The sequence below is a fragment of the Pseudomonas sp. SWRI22 genome (assembly GCF_014268395.2).
GTDB lineage: Bacteria > Pseudomonadota > Gammaproteobacteria > Pseudomonadales > Pseudomonadaceae > Aquipseudomonas > Aquipseudomonas paracarnis.
Genome location: NZ_JABWQK020000001.1, coordinates 943,282 through 957,536 on the forward strand (window position 1 = coordinate 943,282; position 14,255 = coordinate 957,536).

The 14,255-nt window shown below is 61.0% G+C and carries 13 protein-coding genes; 11 read left to right on the forward strand and 2 right to left on the reverse strand.

Annotation, left to right across the window (positions count from 1 at the left end; genetic code table 11):
- Nucleotides 1–76 precede the first annotated feature (76 nt).
- The gene (locus HU730_RS03925; protein ID WP_181124317.1) at nucleotides 77–991 is read right to left on the reverse strand and encodes a tyrosine-type recombinase/integrase; all 915 of its coding nucleotides are present in this window, start codon (nucleotides 989–991) and stop codon (nucleotides 77–79) included.
- Nucleotides 992–1,099: 108 nt separating this feature from the next.
- Nucleotides 1,100–1,912 (reverse strand): hypothetical protein, encoded by an 813-nt coding sequence (locus HU730_RS03930; protein ID WP_186527331.1) that lies wholly within the window; start codon nucleotides 1,910–1,912, stop codon nucleotides 1,100–1,102.
- A 411-nt stretch (nucleotides 1,913–2,323) separates the two neighbouring features.
- Between HU730_RS03930 and arnC the strand changes: the two genes are divergently transcribed.
- The 11 genes from arnC to HU730_RS03985 all read left to right on the forward strand — a co-directional run bounded on the left by arnC (nucleotide 2,324) and on the right by HU730_RS03985 (nucleotide 14,252).
- Nucleotides 2,324–3,358: an undecaprenyl-phosphate 4-deoxy-4-formamido-L-arabinose transferase gene (gene arnC / locus HU730_RS03935; RefSeq protein WP_003191219.1), complete on the forward strand. Its 1,035-nt coding sequence runs from the start codon at nucleotides 2,324–2,326 to the stop codon at nucleotides 3,356–3,358.
- Nucleotides 3,355–5,346: a bifunctional UDP-4-amino-4-deoxy-L-arabinose formyltransferase/UDP-glucuronic acid oxidase ArnA gene (gene arnA / locus HU730_RS03940; protein WP_186527332.1), complete on the forward strand. Its 1,992-nt coding sequence runs from the start codon at nucleotides 3,355–3,357 to the stop codon at nucleotides 5,344–5,346. The genes arnC and arnA overlap by 4 nt, the downstream gene beginning before the upstream one ends.
- Nucleotides 5,346–6,230: a 4-deoxy-4-formamido-L-arabinose-phosphoundecaprenol deformylase gene (gene arnD / locus HU730_RS03945; RefSeq protein WP_127881523.1), complete on the forward strand. Its 885-nt coding sequence runs from the start codon at nucleotides 5,346–5,348 to the stop codon at nucleotides 6,228–6,230. The genes arnA and arnD overlap by 1 nt, the downstream gene beginning before the upstream one ends.
- Entirely contained in the window at nucleotides 6,227–7,882 is a 1,656-nt protein-coding gene (gene arnT / locus HU730_RS03950) for a lipid IV(A) 4-amino-4-deoxy-L-arabinosyltransferase (RefSeq protein ID WP_186527333.1), read from the forward strand. The genes arnD and arnT overlap by 4 nt, the downstream gene beginning before the upstream one ends.
- Entirely contained in the window at nucleotides 7,879–8,226 is a 348-nt protein-coding gene (gene arnE / locus HU730_RS03955) for a 4-amino-4-deoxy-L-arabinose-phosphoundecaprenol flippase subunit ArnE (protein WP_060764738.1), read from the forward strand. The genes arnT and arnE overlap by 4 nt, the downstream gene beginning before the upstream one ends.
- Nucleotides 8,223–8,636 carry a 4-amino-4-deoxy-L-arabinose-phosphoundecaprenol flippase subunit ArnF gene (gene arnF / locus HU730_RS03960; protein ID WP_096144642.1) on the forward strand — a complete coding sequence of 138 codons (414 nt, stop codon included), beginning with the start codon at nucleotides 8,223–8,225 and terminating at the stop codon, nucleotides 8,634–8,636. The genes arnE and arnF overlap by 4 nt, the downstream gene beginning before the upstream one ends.
- Nucleotides 8,633–10,015 carry a UDP-glucose/GDP-mannose dehydrogenase family protein gene (locus HU730_RS03965; RefSeq protein WP_034127447.1) on the forward strand — a complete coding sequence of 461 codons (1,383 nt, stop codon included), beginning with the start codon at nucleotides 8,633–8,635 and terminating at the stop codon, nucleotides 10,013–10,015. Before arnF ends, HU730_RS03965 begins: the two co-directional genes overlap by 4 nt.
- Nucleotides 10,016–11,638, forward strand: a complete 1,623-nt coding sequence (locus tag HU730_RS03970) for a glycosyltransferase family 39 protein (RefSeq protein WP_186527334.1) — start codon at nucleotides 10,016–10,018, stop codon at nucleotides 11,636–11,638. It begins immediately after the preceding gene.
- Between the two features lie 320 nt (nucleotides 11,639–11,958).
- Entirely contained in the window at nucleotides 11,959–12,147 is a 189-nt protein-coding gene (locus HU730_RS03975; RefSeq protein WP_254914097.1) for a type VI secretion system contractile sheath small subunit, read from the forward strand.
- A 166-nt stretch (nucleotides 12,148–12,313) separates the two neighbouring features.
- The gene (locus HU730_RS03980) at nucleotides 12,314–13,018 is read left to right on the forward strand and encodes an HPP family protein (RefSeq protein WP_186527336.1); all 705 of its coding nucleotides are present in this window, start codon (nucleotides 12,314–12,316) and stop codon (nucleotides 13,016–13,018) included.
- Nucleotides 13,019–13,148: 130 nt separating this feature from the next.
- Nucleotides 13,149–14,252 (forward strand): enoyl-CoA hydratase/isomerase family protein, encoded by a 1,104-nt coding sequence (locus HU730_RS03985; protein WP_186527337.1) that lies wholly within the window; start codon nucleotides 13,149–13,151, stop codon nucleotides 14,250–14,252.
- Nucleotides 14,253–14,255 lie beyond the last annotated feature (3 nt).

Genomic DNA, 14,255 nt, shown 5'->3' on the forward strand with positions numbered 1-14,255 from the left:
GCGTTCATTCAGGAAGCACGCATTATCGTTGACGTTTTTCGCGAGCAAGCTCGCTCCTACAAGGGCGGGCGCGAACCTATAGATCAAACCTGTCCACCGCCCGCCGCCGCTCATTGTCGTCGCGCACGTCATAGCTGGCAGTGGTCTGGATGTTGGTGTGATGCGCCAGTTTCTGCGCAATCGACAAATCATGCTCCTCGATCACCCGGGTGATAAACGAACGACGGAAATCATGGGGCATGATCTTGACCCCCACTTGATCGCCGCGCTGGCGCGCGATGTAGTAAATCGCATGCTTGGTGATCCGCTCTCGGGTGATATGGCTGCCTCGCCGGATGCGGTTGAACAGGAAGCTGTCGTCCTGCTCGCCTTCCTTGAGGTGCTCGCGACGAAACGCCAGCCAGGCTTGCAGCTTGGCAAACGCCCAGTCCGGCGCGTACTTGACCAACTCTTTGTTGCCCTTGCCGATCACGCGCAGGCTGCGCTCGTCAAAGTTGATCTGTGCCAGGTCGAGGTTCACCGACTCCGACTTGCGCATGCCCGAGCCATATAGCAGGCCGATCACTGCGGCATCCCGCAGGCCCTGGGGCCGAGGGTCGGCGGCGCAGACGTCGAGCATCTCGCGGATCAAGGTGCGGCGCAGATTGCGGCCCTGGCTCAGGCGCGTACCGGGTGTAGCCTTGACCGAGCGCATCTTCAACAGGTGGTCCTGGCTGATCAAGCTCATGCGCCACGCTTCATTCATCACCCCGCGCACCGCATTCACATACAGCGACGAAGTGTTCGGCGCTAAGCCGTCCTCGCGCAAGGCAGCCACCAGTGCGATGACGTGTTCAGGCTGCAGCAGGTGCCAGTCAATCTCTTCGAGGTTGAGGTCTTCGAAACCCAAGCGGTCGGCGGCATCCTGCAGCACGTAGCGCATGGTCAGTTGGCTGGAAGGCGCCAGGCGGGTGAGATATAGGGTCAGTGGGTTGCAAATGGACTCGGTCAAGGTAGATCAGCCTTTGGATTAAATACACCGACCAACTATTTGATTAGTCGATGTATTTAGTGGATTGGCGAAGGCCGAGTCTAACTCAGGACCGGCCCTGGCACAAAATCACGGGGCCGATTCGTCGTCTTCGCTGGCTGCCTGGGGTTGGGCCTGGGATTGGCTCCAGTCAGCGTCCTGTTGCTGCATCAGCGCGAACCAATGCTGGCGCATAAAGGCGAGGTAATTGTCCGGCGCCTTGGCAAAGTCCTTCTCGTCACCATAGCAACCTGGCAGTGGCAGTTCGGTGCCCTGCTCCTTGTATTGGCTGACCAGCGCTTGCTGCGCCGCGACGCTGCAGTCGGTGGGCAGGGGCATGCCGCGCAAGGCACCAGCGTCCTCGTCCCACCAACTGGCGCCCACGCGGTCAAGGCCACGCAGACGATACTTCTCGGACTTGCCGGCATGCATGATCAGCTTGAATTCGTTGGGGCTGACATCACTGGTGCAGGCCCGCGAATAACCGACCGTAGCCTGGGTATTGCCGTCGCCCAGCAGGTCGGTGACCTTGGTGGCAGCCCGGTCAAAGCGCAGCCCTGCGTCGAATTCGCAGTGCTGCACATCGTCGTACAGCATCCACACGCGCTTGGGGCGCTCGCCACTCAGCACGTATTGCGCCGCGTAGACAAAGGCCGATTGGGTACCATCGTCATCGCGCTCACCGACTTGCTCGGCGAGTACCAGCAGGTTTTTGCCTTGGCGGTCATCCCAGGTGTAAGCCGCGACCTGCTTGCCGCGCACTTCCACCCCGTCCGGCACCTGGTCCAGTGCGGTCAGCGCGACGCCTTGATCGGCCCGCACGCTGGTGACACAGGCCACCGTCATCAACAATCCCATCAGCGCTGGCCGCAACTGGCCGCGTAAAAGCTGCACGCTATTCATCCGAGTACCCTGGCAAGAGAGGGCTTACTTTACCGGCACTTGAGCGCTAATGCAGAGAAGATTGTTGAAGGGCAAGCATTGGCCTGATCACAAGGCTGAGATTGAACCAAGCGCCCTGTATAACGTTCCGATACTGCCATCTGACGTCTAGATGTAACGCCTTGATTACCTAGCTGAACCCTAGCTGTCTACCTGTCAAATAAACGGGTTTTTCATCCGCCTTTCATATTCGTTGAACATTTTTGCGCTTAACCTTGTATCCAACACTTCAGAGCAATCCGGGGTTTATCGACTAACCTGTTGATTACACATTATCTTTAGCTCCGCGTTGTAGTCTGCGGGCTGTAGTTTTGCCCAATAATCACTGCCGTTTTCGCGCTCCAAGTTGCTCCAGCCCGAGGTCATGAATCTTTGAAACCCTACCCTATTCATTGCGTGTCGATCGTTATCCCGGTCTACAACGAACAAGAAAGCCTGCCCGAGTTGCTGCGTCGCACCACGGCAGCCTGCAAGCAATTGGCTTACGAATACGAAATCATCCTGGTGGATGACGGTAGCCGCGACAACTCCGCTCAACTGCTCGAAGACGCTGCCGCCGAAGACGGCAGCAATGTGGTAGCGGTGATCCTTAACCGCAACTACGGCCAGCACGCGGCGATCATGGCCGGCTTTGAACAGTGCCGTGGCGAAGTCGTGATCACCCTTGACGCCGACCTGCAGAACCCGCCGGAAGAGATCCCGCGCCTGGTCGAGCAAGCTGCCCTGGGCTACGACGTGGTCGCCACCGTGCGTAATAACCGCCAGGACTCGGCCTTCCGCCGCTGGCCGTCGCGTTTGATCAACCTCGCCGTGCAGCGCTCTACCGGCGTAGCCATGACCGACTACGGCTGCATGTTGCGCGCCTACCGCCGCACCATTGTCGACGCCATGCTCGCCTGCCGTGAGCGCAGCACGTTCATTCCTATCCTGGCCAACGGCTTCGCCCGCCACACCACGGAAATCCTGGTGCACCACGCCGAACGTGAGCACGGCGAATCCAAATACAGCGCCATGCGCCTGATCAGCCTGATGTTCGACCTGCTGACCTGCATGACCACCACGCCCTTGCGCCTGCTGTCCATCGTCGGTTTCAGCCTGGCGGCGCTGGGCGTGCTGTTTGCCTTTGCCCTGATCGTCATGCGCCTGGCCTTCGGCGCCGACTGGGCCGGTGATGGCCTGTTCGTGCTGTTTGCGGTGTTGTTTGTGTTCACCGGTGGCCAGTTCATCGGCATGGGCCTGCTGGGCGAATACCTGGGCCGCATGTACAGCGATGTCCGCGCCCGCCCACGCTTCTTTATTGAAAAAGTGCTGCGCAACCAACCGGCAGCACCGGCTCCAGTCGTCGTGGTCGACGGTCTGGTGTCTTCCCATACTTCTACTTCTTCTTCGGATCAGGTCCAGTCATGAGTTCAAAAGCTGTTGTATTCGCCTACCACGATATTGGCTGCGCAGGCATTGAAGCGCTGCTCAGCGCCGGTTACGACATCGCCGCCGTGTTCACCCATGCCGATGACCCCAAGGAAAACAACTTCTACGGCTCCGTAGCCCAACTTTGCGCCCGCAATGGCATCCCGGTGCATGCACCGGAAGACGCCAACCACCCGCTGTGGGTCGAACGCATCGCCAAGCTGAACCCGGAGTACATCTTCTCGTTCTACTACCGCAACCTGCTGAGCGAGCCGCTGTTGGCCACCGCCCGCAAAGGCGCGTTCAACCTGCACGGCTCCTTGCTGCCTAAATACCGTGGCCGCGCCCCGGCCAACTGGGTGCTGGTCAACGGCGAAACCGAAACCGGCGTGACCCTGCATCGCATGGTCAAGCGTGCCGATGCCGGCGCCATCCTGGCCCAGCAAAAAGTCACCATCGAGCGCAGCGATACCGGCCTGAGCCTGCACGCCAAGCTGCGTGATGCGGCCACGGCGCTGCTGCGTGATGCCCTGCCACAGCTGGCCCAGGGCAAGCTGAGCGAAACCGCCCAGGATGAGAGCAAAGCCACCTACTTCGGTCGTCGCACCGCCGCCGATGGCAAGCTGGACTGGAAAAAACCTGCCGAGCAACTGTTCAACCTGGTACGCGCAGTGACCCAGCCCTATCCGGGCGCCTTCTGCGCCGTGGGCGAGCACAAGCTGATCGTGTGGCAAGCCGACGTGGTCAAAGGCAACGAAGGTCTGGCGCCTGGCCGTGTAATCAGCGTCAACCCGCTGCGCATTGCCTGCGGTGAAGATTCCCTGGTGGTCAAGTTCGGCCAGCGCAACGAAAACGGCCTGTACCTGGCAGGCCCGTCCCTGGCTGATGAACTGGGCCTTGTGGATGGCTCCGTACTGCGCGGCGCCGAGTCGGGTCGCAAGCCGCGCCGTACCCGTGTGCTGATCCTGGGCGTGAACGGTTTTATCGGTAACCACCTGTCCGAGCGCCTGCTGCGTGACGACCGCTACGAAGTCTATGGCCTGGACATCGGCTCCGACGCCATCGAGCGCCTGCGCAGCCACCCGAACTTCCATTACGTGGAAGGCGACATCAGCATCCACACCGAGTGGATCGAGTACCACATCAAGAAATGCGACGTGGTGCTGCCGCTGGTGGCCATCGCCACGCCGATCGAATACACCCGTAACCCGCTGCGCGTATTCGAACTGGACTTCGAAGAAAACCTCAAGCTGGTGCGCTATTGCGTCAAGTACAACAAGCGCGTGATTTTCCCGTCGACCTCCGAAGTCTATGGCATGTGCCAAGACCAATATTTCGACGAAGACACCTCCAATTTGGTAGTGGGCCCGGTCAACAAGCAACGCTGGATCTACTCCGTCTCCAAGCAACTGCTGGACCGCGTGATCTGGGCTTACGGCGACAAGGGCTTGAAGTTCACCCTGTTCCGTCCATTCAACTGGATGGGCCCGCGCCTGGACCGTCTGGACTCGGCGCGTATCGGCAGCTCCCGCGCCATTACCCAGCTGATCCTGAACCTGGTGGAAGGCACGCCGATCCGTCTGTTCGACGGTGGTGAGCAGAAGCGTTGCTTCACCGACATTGCCGACGGTATCGAAGCCCTGGCACGCATCATTGATAACGACAATGGCGTCTGCGACGGCCAGATCATCAACATCGGCAACCCCGAAAACGAAGCCAGCATTCGCCAGTTGGGCGAAGAACTGCTGCGTCAGTTCGAGGCTCACCCACTGCGCCACAATTTCCCGCCGTTCGCCGGTTTCCGCGACGTCGAGAGCAAGGCGTTCTACGGCACAGGCTACCAGGACGTGGCGCACCGCAAGCCGAGCATCGAAAACGCCAAGCGCCTGCTGAACTGGGAGCCGAGCGTGCAGATGAGCGAAACCATCGGCAACACGCTCGATTTCTTCTTGCGTGAAGCCATGCTTGAAATTGCGGATAAAAAGTAATGCAGGCAGGTCTTCGCATCGACGTCGACACCTACCGCGGCACCCGTGAAGGTGTGCCACGGTTGCTCGACTCCCTGGCCGAAGCCGGGGTCAAAGCGACGTTCTTCTTCAGTGTCGGGCCGGACAACATGGGGCGTCACTTGTGGCGCCTGATCCGCCCGCAGTTCCTGTGGAAGATGCTGCGCTCCAACGCGGCCGGCCTGTATGGCTGGGACATCTTGTTGGCCGGCACTGCCTGGCCAGGCAAGCCGATTGGCCGAGACCTGGGGCATTTGATGCGCCAGGCCAAGGCGGCCGGGCATGAAGTCGGCCTGCACGCCTGGGACCACCATGGTTGGCAGGCCAACACCGGGCGTTGGAGCGAGGCACAACTGGTCGAGCAAATTCGACGCGGCGTAGACACCTTGAGCGACATTCTCGGCGAGCGCATCGACTGTTCAGCGGCCGCTGGCTGGCGTGCCGATGAGCGTGTGGTGCAAGCCAAGCAAGGCTTCAACTTTCGCTACAACAGCGATTGCCGGGGCTCCAGCCTGTTTCGACCAACCCTGGCCGATGGCAGCGCAGGCACCCCACAAATTCCGGTAGACCTGCCGACCTTCGACGAAGTCGTCGGGCCGGTGGTGGCTGCCAACGATTTCAACCGCTTCATTCTTGATCGCTTCAACGCGTCAAAGCTGAACGTCTACACGATCCACGCAGAAGTAGAAGGGATTCTGATGGCCAATGATTTTCGCCAGTTGCTCGCCCAGGCCGGGCAGCGCGGCATTGATTTCAAACCCTTGGGCGAGCTGTTGCCCACGGATGTGACCACCCTGCCCCAGCAACAGTTGGTGCGCGGCGCATTGAGCGGCCGCGAGGGTTGGCTGGGAGTGCAGCAGGCATGATCCGCCGCTGGGCTTTGCCCCTGCTCCTGCTGGCGTTTGCCGTGTTCTACCTGCTGCCATTGGCCACCCATGGCCTGTGGATTCCAGATGAAACCCGCTATGCGCAAATCAGCCAGGAAATGCTGCTGACCGGCAAGTGGGCCGCGCCGCACTTCATGGGCATTCGCTACTTCGAAAAGCCCGCCGCAGGCTATTGGATGATCGCGCTGGGCCAGGCGATCTTCGGGCAGAACCTGTTCGGCGTGCGGTTTGCCTCGGCATTGAGCACCGGTTTGAGCATTCTGCTGGTGTATCTGGTCTCTCGCCGGTTGTGGAACGACCCGCAAAAAAGCCTGGTCAGCACGCTGCTCTACATGAGCTTCGTCAGCGTGGCCGCGCTGGGCGGCTATGCCAACCTGGACCCGCAGTTCACCTTCTGGGTCAACCTGACAGGCGTGGCCTTGTGGTTCTGTTTCGACAGCACCACGCGGCGTGCGCGCTTGTGGTCCTGGGCCTTGCTGGGCCTGGCGTGCGGCATGGGCTTCATGACCAAGGGCTTCCTGGCCTGGTTGCTGCCGGTGCTGGTCGCCCTGCCCTACGCCGTCTGGCAAAAACGTTTTGGCGAGTTGTGCAAATTTGGCCCTGTTGCCGTGGTGGTGGCGATTGCTGTCAGCGTGCCGTGGGCGTTGGCCGTGCACTTGCAAGAGCCGGACTACTGGCATTTCTTTTTCTGGCACGAGCACATCCAACGCTTTGCCGGTGAAGACGCCCAGCACGCCGAACCTTTCTGGTATTACTTGCCGCTGCTGGTAGGGTTCGCGCTGCCGTGGGTTGCGCTATTGCCGTCCGCGTTCAAGCAGGCCTGGCTGCAACGGCGTGTGCCGAAAACCGCGTTCCTGCTACTGTGGCTGTTGATGCCCCTGGCCTTTTTCAGCCTGGCCAAAGGCAAGCTGCCCTCCTACATCATGCCGTGCATGCTCCCACTGGCCTTGCTGATGGGCTCGGCCCTGAGCGACAAACTGGCTCAAGGGCGCGGGCGTGTGTTGCGCATCAATGGTTGGTTGAACCTGGTGATCGGTGTGCTGGCATTGCTGGCCCTCAGCTGGTTCCAGTTGAAGAAGCCGGTATACGAACCGGGTGAAGAAACCCTCAGCCTGGTGCTGGTGTTCATCTTTTTGTTCGGTTGGATCGTGGTCAATCTGCTGCAAGCGGCGCGCCCTTTGGCATTGTGGGCCGCGCCGCTGATCGGCAGTGGATTACTGGTGCTGCTGGTGCCTGCGGCGTTGCCCCATTCGGTGGTTTACAACAAGACCCCGGACCAGTTCATCATTGATCACATCGACGAATTGCAACCCAGCGTTGCCCTGCTGAGCAACGACCTGGGCGCCGCCTCGGCGCTGTCCTGGCGCCTCAAGCGTCCCGATATCACGCTGTACAACACCTCGGGTGAGGTCAAGTACGGCCTGGCTTACGAGGATACGGCCCCGCGTCTGGTCGACCGTAACCGCATCCAGGCGTGGATGGCCGAAACCCGGCGTACCGGCGCGGTGGGCGTGGTGATGCGCGTCAATAGCACCGGCGAAAAAGAAGAACTCGCACTGCTGCCCACTGACGGCAAGCGTTATGCGCAAGGCAAGATCGTGATCCTGATTTTCCCGCAGGTCGCGCCATGATCACCCTGCTGCTACTGCTCACGGCCTGCCTGCTGACCTGCATGGGCCAAGTCTCGCAAAAATTCGCCGTGGAAAGCTGGCGCGACGTGCCGGACGGCTGGGCACCGAAACTGCGCTCACCGTGGTTGTGGTCGGCGCTGGTGTGCCTGGGCCTGGGCTTGCTGGTGTGGCTGCTGGTGTTGCAGCGCCTGGAAGTCGGCATTGCCTACCCCATGCTCAGCCTGAATTTTGTGCTGGTCACGCTGATGGCGCGCTTTGTGTTTCACGAACCCATTGATGGCCGTCACTGGCTGGGCGTGGGGCTGGTGATTGCCGGCGTGGTCTTGCTGGGGCGCCAGGTATGAGTCGCGTGTGGGGTTTCGCCCTGGCTTTGGGCAGTGTCGGCCTGGTGAGTGGTGCCCAACTGGGCATGCGCTGGAGCATGACGCGCCTGCCGCTTCCCACCCAATGGCTGGCTGCCTTCACGGATAACAGCATCGACCTGGGCGCCCTGGGCGTGGTGATCCTGGCGATCATCGCCTATGCGCTGTCGATGCTGTGCTGGCTCGGCGCACTGAAGCACTTACCCCTGGGCCGCGCCTATTCGCTGCTCAGTATCAGCTACGCGCTGGTGTATTTGCTGGCCGCCTGCCTGCCGGTGTTCAACGAAGATTTTTCGCGTTCAAAAACCCTGGGGGTGGCCTTGGTCATCCTCGGCGTACTGGTTATCAACTCTCGTCGTGCTAGCACCTCAAGTCCCAGGAATACCCCATGAAAATCAGTGTATTTGGTAGTGGTTACGTTGGTCTGGTCCAGGCCACTGTATTAGCCGAAGTCGGTCACGATGTCATTTGCATGGACGTTGACAAGCACAAGGTCGAATCGCTGCAGAAGGGGCATGTGACCATCTTCGAGCCGGGCCTGGCAGCCATGGTCAAGGACAACCTGGAAAGCGGGCGCCTGCGCTTTACCCACGACGAAAAACTCGCCGTCGAGCACGGTGAAGTGTTGTTTATTGCCGTGGGCACGCCGTCGGATGAAGACGGCTCGGCCGACCTGAAATACGTGCTGTCGGTAGGTGATGCGGTAGCCCGCCATCGCGTGGCGCCGGTGATCCTGGTGGAAAAATCCACTGTACCGGTCGGCACTGGCGACACATTGCGCGACCACATCCTCAATAACCTGCGCGCCGCCGGCCGTGAGCTGCAGTTCGATATCGTCTCCAACCCGGAATTCCTCAAGGAAGGCTCAGCCGTTGCCGACTGCCGCCGCCCGGACCGGATCATCATCGGCTGCGAGCGTGAAGAGGTGCGCGACGTGATGCGCGACCTGTACGCGCCCTTCAACCGCAACCACGATCGCATCATCTTCATGGACCTACGCAGCGCCGAACTGACCAAGTACGCCGCCAACTGCATGCTGGCCACCAAGATCAGCTTCATCAACCAGATCGCCGAGTTGGCTGAACACCTGGGTGCCGACATTGAGTCGGTGCGCCTGGGCATCGGTGCCGACTCACGCATCGGCTACCACTTTATCTACCCTGGCTGCGGTTATGGCGGCTCGTGCTTCCCCAAAGACATGCGCGCCCTGATCCACAGCGCCAAGCAGGCCAACTGCTCCAGCGACCTGCTCGAAGCCGTGGAAGCCATCAACCAGCGCCAGAAGAGCAAGCTGTTCGAGCGCATCAACGCGTTCTTCCAGGGCAACCTCAAGGGCAAGACGTTTGCTTTGTGGGGCCTGGCCTTCAAGCCCAACACCGATGACATGCGTGACGCCCCCAGCCGCGTGCTAATGGAAGCCCTGTGGGCTGCCGGGGCCAATGTGCGCGCCTTCGACCCTGAAGCCATGCAGGAAACCCAGCGGATCTACGGCGATGACCCGCGCCTGATGCTGATGGGCACTCCGGAATCCACCTTGGGCGGCGCCGATGCGTTGATCGTGTGCACCGAATGGCAGCAATTCAAGGCACCGGACTTTGACCTGATTCACCAACGCCTGAAAACCCCGGTGATCTTCGACGGCCGTAACCTGTACGACGGCGAGCGCCTGACGCGCAAAGGCTTCAAGTACTTCCCAATCGGCCGCGGCGACTCCTGCGAGTTACCGATCCCCCAGCAAAACTGGGTGGAACAGGTCAAGGACGCTTGCTAAGTGAACATCGCCTTACCGTCCGGGCAGCGTGCAACGATACGCCGCCAGTCCCTGGGGCTTGGTCTCTTGGCGCTGCTGCTGTTTATCGTCGGCAACTGGCACCAGGCGATCATCGGCTTTGATTCGCGCTTTGTGCTGTTTGCCCAGGAAATGCTGCGCCATGGCCCGAGTTTCTTTCCCACCACCTATGGTCAGCCGTATGCCGATTACCTGGCGACCTCGACCCTGCTGACGTGGCTGCTGTCGTTGCCCCTGGGCCAGGTCACCAGCCTGACGGCGTGGCTGCCCACGGCGGTCGCTTCGGCGCTGATCGTGGTGCTGGTCTATCGCCTCACGGCACCCTACTCGCCACGTTGGGGCCTGCTGAGTATTGCGATGCTGCTGCTCAGCAGTACGTTCATCAGCGAAACCCGTGCAGTCTCCCTCGACCAGATGCTCGCCGCCGTGGCGTTGGCGGTGTTCTACCTAGGCTATGCCCATGATCATTTCGCTGCCGCCAAGCGCCTGCATTGGGTGTTTTTGCTGTTGCTGCTGGGGTTTGCCATCCGTGGCCCGATCGGCCTGGTGATCCCTACGGGCGTGTTGTGCAGCTACTACCTGATCAACCGCCAGTGGCGCCAGCTGTTCAGCTTCGGCCTGCTGGCACTGGCGCTGCTGGCGGCGTGCGTCGGTCTGTTGCTGCTGCTGGCCAAGCTCAGCGGCGGCGAAGACTTCATGCATGACGTGATTCGCATGCAGTTCCTGGGGCGAATGGATGGCAGCGAAGGCTCCGGCGGCGTCCTGTATTACTTCACCAGCTCCCTGGGCAACTACGCCCTGGCCTATCCACTGGCATTGTTAGTGCTGCTGGCGGTGCTGACGGACGGTCGACGCGCACCGGCCCCGGCCTTGAAGCTGGTGCTCTACTGTGCGGCAGCGGCTGTGCTGGTGATGCTGGGCCTGTCGGTACCTCAAGCCAAGAAAGCGCGCTACATCCTGCCGATGCTGCCGATGGCCGCGATCATCGCCGCGTACCCCTTCGCGGTCACGCAAGGGCGACAGTTTGCGTGGCTACGCGCCTTGATGCTGGGCATCTGGACGCTGTTGCCAACGCTGTTGGCCATTGGCTTGATGGTGGCGCGGCGGCGCTACCCGGAACCGCTGGCCGACCTTGAGCTGATCTTCGTCGTGCTCGGCACGCTACAGGTGCTGGCCCTGCTGGCATTGCTCCGCTCGCGGCTGCGCACCTACGGCCCCGCCTTGGCCGCCGTGCTCGCCCTCTGGACCACCTACATCATGGTGGTTGAACCCCTGGAACGTCAGGTGTACGACACCCGCACCTTCAGCCTTGCCGTCAAGGCGCACGTTCAGCAGCAACCGGCGCCGCTGGTGTTGCATGCACTGGGCAAAGACGCGAAAGCTATCAAGTTCATGGTCAACTTCGATTGCGACAAGGTGCCGCTGTTTACCCAACTGCCTGCCGAATTGAAACCGGTCCAGGCGCCGGCATGGTTGGTCATGAGCCAGGCTGACTTCCAGGCACTGGACGATCCGCGCCTGCGCTCAATCACGCCGACGCTCACCGCAGCGTTCGACAAAAATCCGTATGTGTTGCTGCACTTGGCAAAAGCCACGACGCCTTGAGTGCTTTGCCCGCTGCACTGTAAGAAAGAACGCCCACTCCTCCACGAATGGGCGACTTTCATCATAGGTACCAAGAAAACACCTACATTTGTTTGCGTAATGGCTGGTGCACTTTCCCTTCCGGTGCTCGGAGCCCAACTGTAGACTCGCTGCCACGTGCACTTACTATCTACCACCCGACCGCCAGGACTGCCCTGAAACGCTTGGGCCAGGGCACTTCATGACAACAAGGACGTTGTAGGCTGCCCGCGCGCGATGGCTTACTTCATCGAGAGGACAATGCCGTGCGAGAAAACCTGTTAACCCTCCCTTTACCCAGGCTGGATCGTTTGATGGCGTTGCGTGACGCACTGGTGGCGTTGAAAGGGCCGCTGGCCGACGATCCAAGGCTGCGCGAAGACCTGCAAGCGCGCCTGTTCAATGAAGAAAACCATAGTCGCGTGCTGGGCAAGATCAATCCGTCTACACCCGCAGACTCCGGGCCGATTACCTACGGCGAAGCCTTTTAGCTGCATTTATTTTGCATTTAACCCTCATTAATATGCATTGGCGCCGCGTTATCAAGCACTGCACACTGCACAGGTTCCTTCCCCCAAATGTTGGAACCTTCAAAGGGCTGTTCCGGGAAACCAGGCAGGCCTTTTTTTTCGCCCGCTGTTTATGGACCGTCTCTCAATGCTCGCTCGCTGGTTACCCGCTGCAATCAACACCCGTCCCGCCGAATGGAGCCGTGCAGCCATCGGCATGGCCCTGGGCACGATGTTCAGTGTCTGGGCCTGCGCCCAGGTGTTCGGCATGGAGGTGGCCCTGCACCTGCTCGGCCCTCTTGGCGCATCGGCCGTACTGCTGTTTGCCGTGTCGTCGGGGGCGCTGGCCCAACCCTGGTCAATCATGGGCAGTTACCTGTGTGCAGGCGTCGTCGCGTTGCTGGTCGCCAGAGTCTTGGGCCGGACCTTGGGCAGCGCCTGCCTGGCGGCGGGCATGACCGTGATTCTCATCTGCTGGCTGCGCTGTCTGCACCCACCGGCTGGCGGCCTGGCCATGACCCTGGTGCTGGCCGATCCGGCATCGGTCGGCCTCGGCTGGTACGAGCTTGCGCCGGTGATGCTCGGCGCCGGCGCCCTGCTCGCCTGCGCGCTGGCCTATAACAATGCCACGCGCACGCGTTATCCCAAGGGCCTTGCCGAGCCAGCCCCGGTTATCCTGGGCTCTGCCGTGAGCGAGCCGAGCATCACGGCAGCCGACCTCAAGCTCGCGTTGGCCGAGATGGAGCAGTTCTACGATGTCGAACCGACAGAGTTGGAGCAACTGATCCACGCCGCCGAGGGCCATGCCCGACGTCGCAGTATCGGTGAGGTACTGGCCAGCCGGGTGGTTTGACCGGCACTGCATAAATGCAACAACGACCTGCAGGATTCCGGGTTGTACTGGGCAAATTTGCACTGGTACGATCACGAGAGAGTTCACCCGCGAACATCTTGATAAAGACAATAAAAGCAGGGAGTTAGAGATGACTGCTCAGGTTTCATCCCAAGCAAGCCGCGCCGAGGTCCAGCAGGACGCTGTCCTGGCAAGCGTGCGCAACCATATCGGCCACCTCACCCTCAATCGTCCCGCTGGCTTGAACGCCATCACCCTGGACATGGTCCGCCAGTTAACCGCGCATTTGCAGGCCTGGGCCGACGACACCGAGGTCTACGCCGTGGTACTGCGCGGCGCCGGTGAGAAAGCCTTTTGCGCCGGCGGCGACATCCGCTCGCTGTACGACAGCTTCAAGCAAGGCGACACTCTGCACCAGGACTTCTTCGTCGAGGAATATGCCCTCGACCTGGCCATTCACCACTACCGCAAACCCGTACTGGCGTTGATGGACGGCTTCGTCCTCGGCGGTGGCATGGGCCTGGTGCAAGGCGCGGACCTGCGGGTAGTCACCGAACGCAGCCGCCTGGCGATGCCGGAAGTGGCCATCGGCTACTTCCCGGATGTCGGCGGCAGCTATTTCCTCTCACGCATTCCGGGTGAGTTGGGTACTTACCTTGGGGTGACTGGCGTGCAGATCCGTGCGGCCGATGCCTTGTACTGCGGGTTGGCAGACTGGTACATCGACAGCGCCAAGTGGGTTGAGCTGGATCAGAAACTCGACGGCCTGCAATGGCATGACTCGCCGCTCAAGGACCTGCAAGGCGCACTCGCCAAGCTCGCCGTGCAGCAATTGCCCGACGCCCCCTTGGCGGCCTTGCGCCCGGCCATTGACCACTTTTTCGGGTTGCCGGACGTGCCCAGCATCGTCGAGCAGCTGCAACAAGTCACCGTGGCCGATAGCCATGACTGGGCGCTGACCACCGCCAACCTCATGCAGACCCGCTCGCCCCTGGCCATGGCCGTGACCCTGGAGATGCTGCGCCGTGGCCGCCACTTGCCACTGGAACAGTGCTTTGCCCTCGAACTGCATCTGGATCGCCAATGGTTCGAGCGCGGCGACCTGATCGAAGGGGTTCGCGCACTGATCATCGACAAGGACAAGACTCCGAAGTGGAACCCGCCCACCCTCCATGCGCTGGATGCCAGCCATGTGGACAGCTTCTTCCGCGACTTCGTGCAGATTGGGAAATAAGCC

Coding starts and splice junctions, on each gene's coding strand:
- HU730_RS03930 (WP_186527331.1), bottom strand. CDS start 1,912: ATGAATAGCGTGCAGCTTTTACGCGGCCAGTTGCGGCCAGCGCTGATG.
- arnA (WP_186527332.1), top strand. CDS start 3,355: ATGAGTTCAAAAGCTGTTGTATTCGCCTACCACGATATTGGCTGCGCA.
- arnD (WP_127881523.1), top strand. CDS start 5,346: ATGCAGGCAGGTCTTCGCATCGACGTCGACACCTACCGCGGCACCCGT.
- arnT (WP_186527333.1), top strand. CDS start 6,227: ATGATCCGCCGCTGGGCTTTGCCCCTGCTCCTGCTGGCGTTTGCCGTG.
- arnE (WP_060764738.1), top strand. CDS start 7,879: ATGATCACCCTGCTGCTACTGCTCACGGCCTGCCTGCTGACCTGCATG.
- arnF (WP_096144642.1), top strand. CDS start 8,223: ATGAGTCGCGTGTGGGGTTTCGCCCTGGCTTTGGGCAGTGTCGGCCTG.
- HU730_RS03965 (WP_034127447.1), top strand. CDS start 8,633: ATGAAAATCAGTGTATTTGGTAGTGGTTACGTTGGTCTGGTCCAGGCC.
- HU730_RS03980 (WP_186527336.1), top strand. CDS start 12,314: ATGCTCGCTCGCTGGTTACCCGCTGCAATCAACACCCGTCCCGCCGAA.
- HU730_RS03985 (WP_186527337.1), top strand. CDS start 13,149: ATGACTGCTCAGGTTTCATCCCAAGCAAGCCGCGCCGAGGTCCAGCAG.